General features: G+C 46.2%; 13 protein-coding genes, 2 tRNA genes and 1 rRNA gene. 15 read left to right on the top strand and 1 reads right to left on the bottom strand.

Translation table 11 applies throughout. The features are described from left to right. Window position 1: 1 nt before the first annotated feature. From Q9L42_RS02635 to Q9L42_RS02585, 11 genes are all read left to right on the top strand, one after another. Entirely contained in the window at window positions 2-895 is an 894-nt protein-coding gene (locus Q9L42_RS02635; protein WP_305909988.1) for a copper oxidase, read from the top strand. Between the two features lie 64 nt (window positions 896-959). Next, window positions 960-1388 (top strand): YqaA family protein, encoded by a 429-nt coding sequence (locus Q9L42_RS02630; RefSeq protein ID WP_349431841.1) that lies wholly within the window; start codon window positions 960-962, stop codon window positions 1386-1388. Window positions 1389-1430: 42 nt separating this feature from the next. Then, window positions 1431-2204: a hypothetical protein gene (locus Q9L42_RS02625; RefSeq protein ID WP_305909989.1), complete on the top strand. Its 774-nt coding sequence runs from the start codon at window positions 1431-1433 to the stop codon at window positions 2202-2204. A 143-nt stretch (window positions 2205-2347) separates the two neighbouring features. After that, window positions 2348-3442 (top strand): putative lipopolysaccharide heptosyltransferase III, encoded by a 1095-nt coding sequence (rfaQ, locus tag Q9L42_RS02620; protein WP_305909990.1) that lies wholly within the window; start codon window positions 2348-2350, stop codon window positions 3440-3442. Between the two features lie 21 nt (window positions 3443-3463). After that, on the top strand, window positions 3464-4609 hold the full coding sequence (locus Q9L42_RS02615) for a glycosyltransferase (RefSeq protein WP_349431840.1): 1146 nt from the start codon (window positions 3464-3466) through the stop codon (window positions 4607-4609). Between the two features lie 186 nt (window positions 4610-4795). Then, window positions 4796-5479 carry a methyltransferase domain-containing protein gene (locus tag Q9L42_RS02610; RefSeq protein ID WP_349431839.1) on the top strand — a complete coding sequence of 228 codons (684 nt, stop codon included), beginning with the start codon at window positions 4796-4798 and terminating at the stop codon, window positions 5477-5479. A gap of 122 nt (window positions 5480-5601) precedes the next feature. Beyond that, on the top strand, window positions 5602-6804 hold the full coding sequence (locus Q9L42_RS02605; protein WP_349431838.1) for an O-antigen ligase family protein: 1203 nt from the start codon (window positions 5602-5604) through the stop codon (window positions 6802-6804). A gap of 43 nt (window positions 6805-6847) precedes the next feature. Then, window positions 6848-7483: a class I SAM-dependent methyltransferase gene (locus Q9L42_RS02600; RefSeq protein ID WP_305909996.1), complete on the top strand. Its 636-nt coding sequence runs from the start codon at window positions 6848-6850 to the stop codon at window positions 7481-7483. Beyond that, window positions 7464-9212: a lipid A export permease/ATP-binding protein MsbA gene (gene msbA, locus Q9L42_RS02595; protein ID WP_349431837.1), complete on the top strand. Its 1749-nt coding sequence runs from the start codon at window positions 7464-7466 to the stop codon at window positions 9210-9212. Before Q9L42_RS02600 ends, msbA begins: the two co-directional genes overlap by 20 nt. 21 nt (window positions 9213-9233) lie before the next feature. Next, window positions 9234-10334 (top strand): glycosyltransferase family 4 protein, encoded by a 1101-nt coding sequence (locus tag Q9L42_RS02590; protein WP_349431836.1) that lies wholly within the window; start codon window positions 9234-9236, stop codon window positions 10332-10334. Beyond that, window positions 10331-11116 carry a glycosyltransferase family 2 protein gene (locus Q9L42_RS02585; RefSeq protein WP_349431835.1) on the top strand — a complete coding sequence of 262 codons (786 nt, stop codon included), beginning with the start codon at window positions 10331-10333 and terminating at the stop codon, window positions 11114-11116. Before Q9L42_RS02590 ends, Q9L42_RS02585 begins: the two co-directional genes overlap by 4 nt. Window positions 11117-11312: 196 nt before the next feature. Here Q9L42_RS02585 and Q9L42_RS02580 read toward each other — a convergent pair whose 3' ends face one another. Further along, complete coding sequence (locus Q9L42_RS02580) at window positions 11313-12254, bottom strand: 6-hydroxymethylpterin diphosphokinase MptE-like protein (protein ID WP_305909999.1); 942 nt, start codon at window positions 12252-12254, stop codon at window positions 11313-11315. A gap of 877 nt (window positions 12255-13131) precedes the next feature. Here Q9L42_RS02580 and Q9L42_RS02575 point away from each other — a divergent pair. From Q9L42_RS02575 to Q9L42_RS02560, 4 genes are all read left to right on the top strand, one after another. Beyond that, complete coding sequence (locus Q9L42_RS02575) at window positions 13132-13326, top strand: hypothetical protein (protein WP_349431794.1); 195 nt, start codon at window positions 13132-13134, stop codon at window positions 13324-13326. A gap of 147 nt (window positions 13327-13473) precedes the next feature. Continuing rightward, window positions 13474-15013, top strand: a 16S ribosomal RNA gene (locus Q9L42_RS02570). Window positions 15014-15077: 64 nt separating this feature from the next. After that, window positions 15078-15154: transfer RNA gene (locus Q9L42_RS02565), tRNA-Ile, on the top strand. A 258-nt stretch (window positions 15155-15412) separates the two neighbouring features. Beyond that, window positions 15413-15488, top strand: a tRNA-Ala gene (locus tag Q9L42_RS02560). The last annotated feature ends 13 nt before the right edge of the window (window positions 15489-15501 follow it).

Genomic DNA, 15501 nt, shown 5'->3' with positions numbered 1-15501 from the left:
AATGGATAAATTATTATCAATAGCTGCATTAATAATGGCGTTCTCCGCAACTGATAGCCTTGCCAAGGAATTTCAGGACCATAACCGCATGATGGATCACGGCGGCGGGCATTTGATGGATATGGATGGCGCGATGGTGATGGGGCAGAATACCGATACCTTGCCCGGCGGTTGCGACAGCATCGCGGCGACCAAAGAAATCACCGTTCATGCCGGTCATAAGTATTCCGAGAAATTTCCCGGCACCATGTTCGCCTTCGACAAGCAGGAGTTTCAGTTCGAACCCTGCACCAAATTGACCGTGCATTTTGTTAATGACGACAATATCCGCCATCAATGGATGATGCACGGTTTGCCAAAATATCTGTATCCAAAAGGCATGTTTCACCTGGAAGTGACCGGGCCGGGTAAGGTGTCTGGCACGCTGATTTTTCCACCGGGAGACAAAACGTATCTCGTGCATTGCGATATTTCGCAGCACATGGAAAAAGGCATGAAGGCGCAGCTGAAAATCGGCGATGGTAGCGGTGATTTGCCGAGTATTCCAGGGGTTACCGCTCAAGTTATCCAAGATGATTACAGTGAAAGCATTCCTGATCTGACGCCGACTGCTAAACCAGGTGCGGCTGCTGCGCCGGCGGCGGGAGGCGCGACAGGCGGAGATGGGGCTGGCGCTCAGAAATCGTTTGTCTCCGGGCTCATGGTGCTTGGTTTAGCGGCGGGCTTTTTATTGGCGCCGCTGTTAGCGAACAAATTCAAAGGTATGACTTTTAGCGAAGGGGTTGCCTATGTTTTTGAGCTGCTTTCGCAAGCGATCGGCATGATCATTAAGATAATAAGCGGTCTCGTTAAATCGATTTTATCGAAAAAATCGATTGATCTGCCTGAAAAATAGCGAAGTATAGCTAAAAAGCCCCTGGAACTGTCGGTTTCAGGGGCTTTTTCGTGGGTATAAGAAAATGCAGGAAGATTCATTGGCATTGCTTTTTGGCAGCGCCTTCATTTCATCGACCATTGCGCCGGGTGGCTCGGAGGCAGTGTTGGCTTACATGGTTGCCGCCGGCAAGCAATCGTTGGCGGTGTTGGTGGTTGTCGCGACCATCGGCAACACCTTAGGCGCGATCACGACTTGGGGTTTGGGGGTTTTTGCCGCAAAAAAATATCCTGCAGAAAAGGTGTTGTCTGAAAGAAAGCAAAAATCAATTGTCGTCCTCAGGAAATGGGGGGGGTGGGCGCTGTTGTTTTCATGGCTGCCGGTTATTGGCGATGGTCTCTGTTTCGCCGGTGGCTGGCTGAGAATGTCCATTGTGACATCGATAGCGGCAATTTTAGTAGGTAAGGCAGCCAGATATGCGCTCATTGCCTACGCGTCGACGGCGCTGGTGTAAATCGCCGGCGGATATTCAAGCTTAAATTCCGAGTAGATTAAGATGGCTATATTTGAACTTGCTCATTTTCCCGAACCCGGCGTTCAGGCGGAACATCGAAAAAGGGATTATTTCATCGCCGCTTTCACCTTCGTGACTACCGCAGCATGTTTAATTATCGACTCCTTTGCACCGATTGAAATGCAGACGGCGTTGGCGGTTTGCGGCTGGATGTTCCTGCTCGGCTTCTTGTGGGGCGAATGCAAATATGTCCGCGTGCAAGTATTAATTGCGGTCGCTTTTGCAACGATCGGTGAGAATTTTGCTTCGTTGTTTATGCGGGGTTATATTTATCGCTTCGAAAATCTTCCCGCCTATGTGCCAGCCGGTCACGGACTGGTCTATTTAACCGCAGTCGCCTTGGGACGCTCAGGCCTGTTCCAAAAGCACGCCCGTCAGATCGCCGTTTTGGTCGTGGTCGTCTGCGGCGCCTGGGCGTTATGGGGGATCAGCGGCATGGCGGAACGACAGGATACGATCGGCTTTTTGCTGTTCTGCGTGTTTTTGCTGTATTTGTTTAAAGGTCGCTCGCCTATGGTGTATCTGGCCGCTTTCTTCATCACCAGCTGGTTGGAATTAGTCGGAACGACTGCCGGAACCTGGGCCTGGGCCGAAATAGACCCGGCCTCAGGTCTGACTCAAGGCAATCCGCCCAGCGGCGTTGCGGCCTGGTATTGTTTGGTGGATGCGGTGGCGTTGCAAGGTTCGAGTCTGCTATTTAAAAGCCTTGACGTTTGCAGCTCCTGGTTACAACGACGAATGGACATAAAGTCATAAATCAAGTGTTAAAGCCGCAATTTCCAAGCTGGGAATTGCGGGTGTTAAGGAATAATTGTTATTTGCATGATCATGGGGGCAGTCGATTGGATTTTTCAATAGCCAGGCTGCATAGCCTTTAACTAAGTATTCTGAATTGTCTCGTGATAGAAATTAATGTCGAAAATGATGTAATAGATTTCAAGCGCATTAAACGGATTTTAGTGATTAAATTGCAGCATTTGGGGGACGTGCTGCTTACAACGCCGATATACAGCGTGCTTAAGCAACAATATCCGCATGTAGAAATAGATGCGCTGATCTATCAAGAAACGGCCGTCATGCTCGATAGCAATCCCTATGTTCATCGCGTTTATACAATCGATAGGAAATGGAAGGCTCAAGGGGTGATGATTCAGGCGCATCACGAATATCAATTGTTCAAACAATTGCATGAAAATGAGTATGGCTTGATCATTAATCTGACTGATCGTTGGCGTGGAGCCTGGATAACACGCATCTTGAATCCCACCTATTCCGTATCACTACCTTATCAGCATCGCAGGGGAAAATTTTGGCGCAAAAGCTTTACCCATATATACAGAATATCCAAGTATTATCGGCATACGGTAGAAAAGAATTTAGATGCGATACGACGTTTAGGCTTGCATCCTAAAGAGGATCAGAAAAAATTAACATTTATAACTAGCCGGGCTTCTGAAGAGAAAATTAGACAATTGCTCTCTAAGCAAGCTAGGGATCAACAGGTGATTGTCATTCATCCAACGTCAAGGTGGATGTTTAAGGCGTGGAATCCTGAAGGTTTCGCGCAAGTGATTGATGCTTTGAAGGATGCTGGGCATTGCGTGGTAGTAATATCAGGGCCTGCAGAGAAGGAAGTCGAATATGTGGAGGCGATACTGCATAAAGTGCGTAATTCGGTGATTAACCTATCTGGACAGTTAAGCTTAAATGAAACGGGGGCGCTGATAAAATTTGCCGATTGTTTTCTTGGTTTGGATTCGGTGGCTATGCACGTTGCCGCAGCGGTTAATACGCCCTGTGTTGCTTTGTTCGGACCCACCACAGACAAAGTATGGAGTCCATGGAAGGTCAGCCATAAAGTATTGACGGAAGACTTTACCTGTCGACCCTGCGGGCTAAAAGGTTGTGGGGACAGCATGATAAGCGATTGTCTTCAGGCATTGCGGCCTAAAGACGTTTTTGACGCCGTTCTTCAAACAATGCTGAAACCATAATGTTGCGGATAGGGAGGCATAATGCTGAGAGTTGTTTGGATAAATAAAAGTAAATGGCTGAAACCTGGGCCTATCGTGTATATGGGGCTTCTAAACGCGATGTCATTTGCTCAGCACAAAATAGCGACGGACTATTTTGTCGCTTCAGGAGATGATTCGGAGACGGAACAAGATCTACAGCACTTTTATGGATTGGAGCCATCGTCGTATCTCAGCATTTATAGGGTTAAAGAAACAAGACCTGGCGCGCGTGATGTTTATCAGCAAGCTATCTTAAAGATAGAAGAGTATTTGCACAGCGGCGACCACGTTATAGTGTTAACGCGGGAGCTGGGCGCCCTATCTCGATTGTTGAAAATCAAGAAAAAAAATCCATCCCTAAAAGTCGTTTATGAGTCGCATGATTATTATTTGAATCGTGCGCATCTGCCTAAACAAGGTTTTAGCGCACTGCGCAGGCAATGGGCTGAACGGCTGTTGATTCCTAAAGTCGATGGGTTGATTTGCCTGACTGAACACCAAAGAGCGCTGTACCAACAATTTTGGAATAAGCTGCCTATAGTGGCTTTGTCCCTAGGATGCTTGAAATTTAAACACCAGAATTTAGAGCAGCGCAGATCTAAAAGGCGGGTTGCTTATATCGGCCATCTTCATGGCTACAAAGGGAGTGATTTTATCTATGATGTTGCAAAACTACTGAAGCATAAAAATATTACTCTATCCTGCTATGGCGGACATGAAAAACAAGTGTTGCAGTTAAGAGGCGAGGCGCGAGAACTGGGGCTTGAAGACGTGTTAAAATTCGACGCCTTTGTGAGTCCCGCTGAGTTGCACCGGATTCTCGATCAAGACGTCAGTATCGGTTTAGTTCCATTGCAGGATACATTCTATAGCAGATATCTAACCTGCCCGGTAAAAGCTCTCGATTTTTTGTCGCATGGCTTGCCGGTTGTCGCCAGTGATTTGCCAAGTACGCGAGAAGTTTTACGCGAAACCGGACTCTACTGTTCGAGTAGAAATGCCACTGAATTCGCTGAAGCCATAGAGCAACTCTTAGATCATAGTCAGAACTATCAATCTGCAAGTAAGCTGAGTTATCGGCGCAGCTTGCAATTGCAATGGTATTTGAGAGCTGAAAAAATCCTGAGATTATTGAATTTGCACTAATTTGTAACTATTCAGCTTGGTATTGAGAAAATATTTCCTTCTTTACCAGTCATTTGTGGAATATCTATAGATGCTGGGTAAGCGGCGTCTTCCGAAGCAAGTAACTGATAGAAAAACATTTTTATACTGAATAGTTGCGAAAAAAAATAAATTTAAAAGTATTTGAAATAGAAAAGGTCGTTAAGAATGGGCGTTATTGATAAGAATTTGATCGGACAATATTCAGAGTTGCATGATTCAAAAAAATATGGCTATACAGGACATTATTTTGACACGCATATTCAAGCCTGTATCGTTGATTTGAAGCCAAATTCACTGTTGGAGTATGGGTGCGGACAAAGTGATTTGATTAAAACGCTAGACTATGGGGATGCGGTATATCACCGCTATGATCCGGCAATAACGGAATTCTCGGAAATAAAAACCGATCGTGTTGATTTAATCATCAATACGGACGTATTAGAGCATATACCGGAAGAGGATATAGACGATGTCTTAAGACATATGAAAAGCCTTTCTTCACACGTTTTTTTCAATATATCGACTTGCTTGGCGAAACATATCTTACCGAATGGGCAGAATGCGCATTGTACCGTATGGCGTTCACAAAAATGGCTGGCCAAAATTCAAGAGTTTTTTCCTGATGCCGTTTTATGTTTTGCCGATGAAGAAAAAAAATGCTTGATAATCACCTGGAAATCACCGGCCAGTCAATTAATCAATCAAATTGAACTTTATAAAAGCATAGCGACAGTCGAGAGAGTACATTGGTTGAAAAAATTGGAAAGAAGCATTAGGAAACTCCGGAATTTTCTCATAGGCAAAGAGAGGTTTAGATTGATTAAAAGTAGATTGATAAAAAATGGCTAAAGCCCATATTAGAAAATCGAAGTTTCGTATGCGTATTAAGTTCTGGAATCATTCAGGCGTAAAAATAGAGTTTAGATGAGTTAAGACATGGATTTTATCAAAAAATGGATCGATGATAGATTATGAATACTAAATTGATGTTTTATGTTAAAAAAACTATTGATCAATGGGTTTTAATTACGACGACAGTGTTTCTTTTAGGTTATTTTTTATTCCCTACAACGAGTAAGCAGAATACATTTTTTTATATAGGGGTTTGCCCCGCCGTCGTATTGTTGGCCTTTTTTTATTTTAAGCAGCTTGAAATTCCCAATTGGATTATTGTCAGTACCGTTGTTTTTGCCGCTTATCTTTTTTTAAACAGCACATGGTCGATCCATTATTCGAATGAGCAAACGCTGACCTATCTAAGGTATTTGTTTACGACCTATTGCCTGATAGGTGCGATTTTTTTTGTTCAATATAAAAGGGAAGATTACTCCTCTCTTTTATTTAAAGCATTGATACTGACGGGTTTTTTTTATTATCTGCACGGTATCTGGGAGCATTTCAACACTTACGAAAACCCTTTGGCTATTCGTTATAGTGACCGTCCGATCGATGAGGCGATTTTTGCCGGCATGCTACTTTTAGCCTGCTTTTGGTGGGTGCTTGAGGAAAAATCGCTGTCACATAAGCTGGGTATTTCCGCTTTGTCCATCCCGTTCATTATGATTTTGTTATTGGCGAAATCGCGAGGGCCTCAAATTGCTTTTCTGATCTCTATGCCTCTAGTAGCCTATTGTCAAGGCTTTAGGCTTAAGAAGTTTTTAATATATTTTATTGCATTAGCGATTATTTTGCTGTCGGTGTTATTGTTGAGCGAAACGGCAAAACAGATATTTAGCCGGGGCCTGCATTTTCCATACCGAGGAGAAATCTGGCGCGCTTCTTTTTATGAATCCCTTGAATATTTTTGGTTTGGTCAAGGGGCTAGCCACAGGCCGCCTATATTTATCGACAGTGGTGAAAAATTCAACCATAGTCATAATATTTTATTGGCGGTATTCAGAATGGGAGGGATCGTTGGAGTTTTGTTGTTCTTGATGAATTTATGCTTATGTTTTATTGCTGGGTTCAAACAGCGCGACTCAATCATAGGGCTATGGGGCATTTGCTTGTTTTTTGGCATTCTTTGTTTGATGACCAACGGCCAATATCCCTTAACGAGGCCGACATCCCTATGGTTCGCTTATTGGATACCGGTAGCGTTTATTGGCGCAACGACGACTTGTTTTAAAATCGATCGCGTTAGTCATCGACGCGACGATAAATTGCGAGTTTAGGCCTTGAAGATCGTTAAAGTAATTATTGATAAGGAAGAGAGCATTGCAGACTGAATTTGTTCATTTTAAAGAGCGGCATCAGCGAAGTGAATTTGTTGCCAAGCGGTTTGAGCGATATTTAACCCAGCGCGTGGCTGATATCGGTTGTTTTCAGGCGCCATTAAGGACTTTGTTGCAGAATTGTGATTATGTCGGAGTTGACATGGCGGGTGACCCTGATATTCAACTGAATTTGGACTGCCTGAAGTCCTTGCCTTTTCAGGATAATGAATTTAATTGTGTGTTATGTATAGAGGTCTTGGAGCACCTGGATAACTTGCATTTGCTGTTTGATGAACTGATACGCATTTCACAGCGATATATTATTATTTCGCTTCCAAATTGCTGGCGCGATGCGAGGCGCAAAATAGAAAAAGGCAGTGGCGATTTTTTGCATTATGGATTGCCGGTAGAAAAACCGGCGGATAGACATAAGTGGTTTTTTAATTGCCAGCAGGCCGAAAACTTCTTTACTTATCAGGCGGATAAGCATCGGCTAAATATCGTCGAGAAATTTGTTACCGAAAAACCGAAATCTTTATGGATTCGAGCCATTCGAAAATTAATGTATCCGGGGCAAAAATACAATAATCGTTACGCCAATACAGTTTGGGTTGTCTATGAAAAAGAACAAGCATAGCAAACAAACCGGCGCGCGAATATATAGGCGTCTGCTCGGTTATGTAGTGCCGCATCGTTTGCTTTTCTTCATCAGCGTTATAGGTTTTTTATTTTATTCCAGCACTCAGCCGATGTTTGCGGCGCTAGTCAAACATATCATCGATACCCTGCAGGCCGGCGAGAAACAGAAAATGCTGTATTTGCCGCTTTTTTTTAGCGGCCTGGTTTTTATCCGGGGGATCGGCGCCTATTTAGGCAATTATTTTCTTGCGAAGGTTTCCAGTAATGTAGTGCATGCCTTGAGGTGTGAAGTTTTTAATCAATATACGCGTCTGCCGACGCCTTATTTTGATCAAAATAACAGCGGCTACATGATTTCCAGGATCACCCATAATGTCGGTGAAGTCACCAAGGCGTGCACCGATGCGATCAGAACCTTTGTCAGGGAGGGGTTGACCGTTGTGGGGCTGCTGGCGTATTTATTTTATGTTGAATGGAGATTGACACTGGTTTTTTTTGCGATTGCGCCGGTGATCGCCGTCATGGTCAATTATGTCAGTAAACGATTAAGGCGTTTGGGAAAACGAATTCAGAATTCAGTCGGCGACATGACTCATGTGACTTCGGAATTGGTGAATGGTCATCGCATCGTCAGGAGTTATGGCGGTCAGGAATATGAACGTAACCGCTTTTTAGCCAGTAGCCGGAATAATCGCAATCAATCATTAAAAATGGCTACAACCATGGCCATCCATAACCCACTGATGCAATTTATTATTTCGATCGCATTAGCGGGTTTGATGTATCTGGCCTTGTTTTTTATGCAAGATGTCAGTGCCGGCAGTTTTGTCGGCTACCTGACCGCGGCATTTTTATTGCCTCGTCCAATACGACAGTTAAGCGATGCCAATGGCGCCATTCAAAAAGGCATCGTTGCTGCCGAAAGCATATTTGAAGTGCTGGATCAGCAAACCGAGAAAAAACAAGGGGGCAAACAGTGCCAAGACGTCACGGGAAGATTGGAATTTAAAGATCTTAGTTTTGCTTACGATGAAGCCGCCGGATATGTTTTGAATCATGTCAGTTTTAAGGTTCAGCCAGGACAAACGATAGCTCTAGTCGGTCCATCGGGCGGAGGTAAGAGCTCCATCGTGAATTTGCTGTCCCGGTTTTACGAATATGATAAAGGCGAAATATTATTGGATGGCGTTGATATTAGGGAATACGATTTAGCTAGTTTGAGAAGGCAAATCGCCTTGGTGACTCAAAACATCACGCTGTTCAATGATACGGTCGCCAATAATATCGCTTATGGGGAGTTAAGTACGGCGACGCGAGAACAGATCGTTCAGGCGGCAAGCGATGCCTATGCAACAGAATTTATAGAGAGATTGACCGAGGGTTTTGATACCAATATCGGGGAACAAGGCATTACTTTGTCTGGTGGACAGAAGCAACGACTCGCGTTGGCTAGGGCGCTATTGAAAAATGCGCCTATCTTAATTCTGGATGAAGCGACGTCGGCATTGGATGTGAATTCGGAAAAATGGATACAAGCGGCGCTGGAAAATATCATGAAAGATAGGACAACGCTGGTCATAGCTCATCGTTTATCGACTGTGATCAATGCCGATTTGATTGTTGTAATAGACCAGGGACATATCGTTGAGCAAGGAACACATCAAGAGCTGATGGCTAAGCAGGGCTTCTATTACAGGTTGCAACAAGAATCAGGTTTAGAGGGTTAAATCTGGAAGTCGATTAAGGATATGGAACAACAGCTTTATATAGTGCGCCGCAACAGCGGCATGGGTGGCGCGGAAAGAGTCGCCGAACGGCTGGCGCAGAATTTTAGCGATCGGTATCAAGTACATAGGCTTTGGGCGGGGAATCGCTTTAACGGCCATATCATACCGGGACGCAAGGGGCCGCCATGGTGGCGTTCCTGGTGGTATACGCGATTCATTAATTCTTTGCCTATATACCATCAAAATAGTGTCGTTTACAGTCTGGAGTACGGGCCTAATTGCGATATCTATCGGGCGGGAGACGGCATCCATCGACTCAATGTGTTGCGGCGTTACGGCGCCAGCAAGACTTGGATGGTGAATCCCTGGCACTGGTTGGCGCCTAAGTTGGAGCGAAATAGTTTCGAGTCGGCGCGCTATGTCATCGCAAATTCAGAATTGGTCCGTTCTCATATCGTGCAGACATACCCTAATGTCCAAGATAAAGTCGTCACCATTTATAATGGTTATGATGAGGCTGTTTTTAATGTCGCCGAACTCGATAAGGCCGCCATTAGGCGGCAGTTGGGCTTGCCGGTCGAGGCCGATAAAATTTTATTATTGTCCGGTTCGGGGTTTGAACGCAAGGGTTTGCATCATGCCGTTAAGGTGCTGACAAATTTGCATGAACACGGTTGTAAGGCTTATTTGATCGTGGTCGGTAAAGGCGATAGCGGTTATGTGCAAAATGCGATCAAACAGGCGGGTTTGGTAGGCTATGTTCAATACAAAGGGGTCGTGAACAATGTTGCGCAATACTATCAGGCGGCCGATTTGATGGTATTGTTGACGCGTTACGATCCTTTTTCCAATGCCGCGCTTGAAGCATTGGCCTGCGGCTGTCCTGTTGTAACGACGAGAAATAACGGAGCGGCCGAGGTGATGAAACCATTTTCCGGTTTGGTCGTTGAAAATATCGCTGAAGATCAGGCTATCGAGCAATGTGCGAATTTTATTATGCGGCAATCTTTTGATGCCTCAGCAATAGCGGCAAGTGTTACGCATTTAACATCCAGCAATGAAAAAAAAGCGCATTTGGATGTCATCAATCAAGTATTTGAAGAAAAGAAACGCCAGCGATGAGCGAGCAACAAAAAAAATATAGTCTTTGTGCGGTGATTCCCACCAAGGACAACATACGCACGATCAGAGAGTGCCTGGATAGTGTCAAAGCGGTGACCAATGACATCATCGTTGTCGATTCCGGGTCAACGGATGGCACCATTGATCTGTGTGTACAATACGGCGCCAAAGTGGTGCGCAGGCCATGGCCTGGCATGGTTAAGCAACGGCAATTTTGTTTGGAACAGGCCAAAGACTACGATTGGATCTTGGTTTTGGATTCCGACGAGTCGTTAGACGAAACTCTGCAGAACTCCATTAAAGACCTGACTGAAAAGACAATTGATCCGAACATAGAGGCTTTTACCTTTAACCGGAAGGTTTGGTTTTTGGGAGGGTGGTTGCATCATGTTTTTCAGCCAGAGCATAGGCTGCGTGTCGTACGCGGGGGTGTGGCGACGGTAAAAGGGGTGGGGGTCGATGGCTTAGGCGGTCATGATCAACTGATTGTCAATGGCAATGTGGCGCATTTGCCTGGCACTTGTAAGCACGATTCATGGCAAGACCTTGACGATATGCTGCGTAGCTATATTCGATTAGGACGCCGTGCAGCGCAGTATGACCCCAAACCCAGTAAGCCTTATATGATTTTACTGAATCCGCTGCTGGCGTTTATTAAGCAATACTGCTTCAAAAAAGGTTACAAGGATGGCTGGAGAGGTTTTATCGCGTCAGCCGGAGTGGCTTGCGGCAATATGATCAAGCAGCTGCAAAAAAATGAATATAGAGGAACGACAAAATGAGTCAGGATATGACTGCAAATAACGGCCTTTCTTGCTACATATCGGCTTAGAGCTGGTTCGGTCGCTCGGTTTGCGGGTGACGGCGGCAGGGCGTGTCGATGCAACGTCAAGCAGGAGCGGCTAGTCGCAAGGGAATTACGGTGTCTTGTAAAGTGACCGAATCACTCTGTTTCGAGAAGTTATTGTTAGCAAATCCTCAATGATTTCGAATCGCATCGGCAAAGCTCTTTTTGGGGATCACGCTGTCCGGCAAGCGACTGTTCGGTGATAGATTAAATACCTGAAGAGTCTTGTTTTTACAGAGTTGACTGACGATTTCAAAAGAAGGAAGAATTGACTTGAGGTAGTCTCGGTCTAAATGGGATGGCATGGCCGCTGAGCCTTGTTCGTAAAACCGCGTTTCGCCGCTTGGGCTTCCCAGGTCCATGCCGGCTATGTTAATTGTCCTAAACCCTAAGCCATAAGCGATTTGTAAGGCGAAATAAGGCACAGTATGGGCTGTAAAGACGCCTTTTTCCGGATTCAGGGAGAAGCCTATTTTTCCGTCTTCGGTAATGATCTCGGGGTCGTTGTGCGCCATTTTTACAATGTCCGGGAATTCCAGCGCGGCTTTGCCGTAATCCTTGAAGTGATTGTTGAAAAGCGTGATTTTTTGGTGCCCCTTAAGCAGGTCGACGTCTATTTCGCAAATGGCAGTAATCGCCTGGGGCGTGAAAAAACAGTGGCTCTCGCTGTTTTTTAAAATAAGTCTCAAAAGTTGCGGACGGTTGTAAATAAATTCTTCATCGCTGATCACATAGAAAGTAGGGCTTATGTCCGCATCAACAAACTTAAGGATTGAGCCATTGACGCCAAAAGTGTATTTGTTGGTGAGTGGTTTAATGTCGATAGATTTCAGTGAAGGGCCGGAAGCGACAATGAAGGCGGTTTCTCCGAGTAAGGAATTGTTAATTTGACTGAAAGGGATTAAAGAACATATGTGCTGTTTTTTCCAATAAACGGCCTGTACGTCCATGGAGTCGATTTTAAGATGACGACTGATTTTAGCCATATGACGATATTGATGACGTAATTGCCAGCGTTTAATGCGGGTGATAAATTTTCTGAAACGAGGAAATTTACTGATAAGTAGTGTCATGGTTGCTTAGGTTAAGGAGAAGTTCGCCTATGCTCGACTTGCAAGGGCCGAGCAATTCAGAAAACAACTGCGCCGGTAGGCTGTTTTTTCGTCGGCTTAGTATACAGAAATGATCAGCGCAGTTAAATAATAGGCCGGTAAGGCAATAGGGCTACCTCATTAAATGAATGAGTGGCAAAACAGAAAATTAACAACAAATACGCCTAAAGTAAGTTAAACGTTTAGGATGTGTTAAATAACTCGCCTCGCGCGCAGGCCAATTTTGCCCCGGTGGCGGTTTTTGGCGGCTTGCTTCGCGAAGCCGCCCTACGATGTGGTAGGGTGTGCTGACGATAGGAAGCGCGCCGTTTTTGATGCGCTTCACACCGTTCGGCACATCCGAAGGCAAGACGGTGCTATGCGTAGGAGCGCCGCCCCTGGCGCGAAAAGAGCCATTCGGCCCGAGGGCGGGCCTCCTACGGGCAGCCGCCCTTGGCGCGAAAAGCAAGTAGTCCGCATGTCGCTATGCGAAATGCAGGTCAACGAGGTCCTGAACGATTCAACCGTGGCTAGAGTAAGTTATACGTTTGGGGTGGGTAAATAACCCGCCCGCCCAGAGGGATGAGGCGATATTAACCAATGTGTTGGTTCAGGTATTTTTTAATGAGGGAGCCCTGGGGAAGGCAATAGCCATTAACGATCCGATATTTTTATTGAGGTAAAAAGCTTGACACTTTACGTTGAGGCTGTAAAATACGCCTTCTTTCGTTGATTGGGTTCGACGGAAGGACGCAGGAAGCGGTTGGAGCTGAAAGTTGGCTGGGGTTTTTGAGGGTCGCCGGGAGGCGGTTCGAAAGGGCCGAAAAAAACTTTTGACAAACGGATTTGAGGCTGTATAATGGCCGGCTCTTTCGAGGTGATCGAGACGGAGCTTGCTCTGTCGGATCGTTTCGAAGTCGCCAGGACGGCGGCAAAAAAAGTTGAAACGGAGGTTGACAAGTTGAGATTCTGCTGTAAAATAGGCGAGCTCAACAGGGCTTCGGTCCTCGGCCGGTTGATCCGGTCACGCTCTTTAACAAACAAGTCGAAATAATTTGTGTGGGTACTTGTGGTGGATATTTTAGACTGTATTAAGATATTCGACACAGATATTCGCGTCAATACATGTTTTATGAATTTACGTACAATTCTGCGTCGAGCCAAGATTGGATACTCGTCTTATTGAGTATCAAGCATTATTAAACTGAAGAGTTTGATCATGGCTCAGATTGAACGCTGGCGGTATGCTTAACACATGCAAGTCGAACGGCAGCGCGGAGAGCTTGCTCTCTGGCGGCGAGTGGCGGACGGGTGAGTAATGCGTAGGAATCTGCCTAGTAGTGGGGGACAACTCGGAGAAATCCGAGCTAATACCGCATACGCCCTACGGGGGAAAGCGGGGGCTCTTCGGACCTCGCGCTATTAGATGAGCCTACGTTAGATTAGCTAGTTGGTGGGGTAAAGGCCTACCAAGGCGACGATCTATAGCTGGTCTGAGAGGATGATCAGCCACACTGGGACTGAGACACGGCCCAGACTCCTACGGGAGGCAGCAGTGGGGAATATTGGACAATGGGCGAAAGCCTGATCCAGCAATACCGCGTGTGTGAAGAAGGCCTGAGGGTTGTAAAGCACTTTCAATTGGGAGGAAAAAGCATCGGCCAATACCCGGTGTCTTGACATTACCTTTAGAAGAAGCACCGGCTAACTCCGTGCCAGCAGCCGCGGTAATACGGAGGGTGCGAGCGTTAATCGGAATTACTGGGCGTAAAGCGTGCGTAGGCGGTTGTTTAAGTCAGATGTGAAAGCCCCGGGCTTAACCTGGGAACTGCATTTGAAACTGGGCAACTAGAGTTGAGTAGAGGGGAGTGGAATTTCAGGTGTAGCGGTGAAATGCGTAGAGATCTGAAGGAACACCAGTGGCGAAGGCGACTCCCCTGGACTCAAACTGACGCTGAGGTACGAAAGCGTGGGTAGCAAACAGGATTAGATACCCTGGTAGTCCACGCCGTAAACGATGTCAACTAACCGTTGGGCGCATTAAGTGCTTAGTGGTGGAGCTAACGTATTAAGTTGACCGCCTGGGAGTACGGCCGCAAGGCTAAAACTCAAATGAATTGACGGGGGCCCGCACAAGCGGTGGAGCATGTGGTTTAATTCGATGCAACGCGAAGAACCTTACCTACCCTTGACATCCTCAGAACTTGTTAGAGATAACTTGGTGCCTTCGGGAACTGAGTGACAGGTGCTGCATGGCTGTCGTCAGCTCGTGTCGTGAGATGTTGGGTTAAGTCCCGTAACGAGCGCAACCCTTATCCTTAGTTGCCAACACGTGATGGTGGGAACTCTAGGGAGACTGCCGGTGATAAACCGGAGGAAGGTGGGGACGACGTCAAGTCATCATGGCCCTTATGGGTAGGGCTACACACGTGCTACAATGGCCGGTACAAAGGGCAGCGAACTTGCGAGAGTCAGCAAATCCCAGAAAGCCGGTCTTAGTCCGGATTGCAGTCTGCAACTCGACTGCATGAAGTCGGAATCGCTAGTAATCGCGAATCAGAATGTCGCGGTGAATACGTTCCCGGGCCTTGTACACACCGCCCGTCACACCATGGGAGTGGGTTGCAAAAGAAGTGGGTAGTCTAACCTTCGGGAGGGCGCTCACCACTTTGTGATTCATGACTGGGGTGAAGTCGTAACAAGGTAGCCCTAGGGGAACCTGGGGCTGGATCACCTCCTTACAAAGACAGCTAAAGGCCGTCATGAGTGTCCACAACAAATTATTTCGATTGAGAGTATGAGCCTGGGCCTGTAGCTCAGTTGGTTAGAGCGCACCCCTGATAAGGGTGAGGTCGGAGGTTCAAATCCTCCCAGGCCCACCACTTTTGCGCAGTACGGCGTTCAATGATCACTCGCATACCTAAGTATGCTTCGTCATCATTCGCCTTGTTCTGCACAAAAGCCATTTTGCGTGATTGAGTAGTAATCAGTGCGAATGGACAAAAGCTTGGTTGGATTTTACGCCGGATTTTTTAGGCTAGGCAAGGCGCACGAAGGCGTGAGAGAAGGAGCATACATCAGTATGTGACTGAGCGAGCGACGAGAGCAACGCCGCATAGCGTAAAAAAGACCAGTAAAATGGGGCCATAGCTCAGCTGGGAGAGCGCCTGCCTTGCACGCAGGAGGTCGGGAGTTCGATCCTCCCTGGCTCCACCATTACACAGACTAA

It is taken from the genome of Methylomarinum sp. Ch1-1, from assembly GCF_030717995.2.
In the GTDB taxonomy this organism is placed as follows: Bacteria; Pseudomonadota; Gammaproteobacteria; order Methylococcales; family Methylomonadaceae; genus Methylomarinum; species Methylomarinum roseum.
This window is presented reverse-complemented; position numbering and strand designations above follow the sequence as displayed.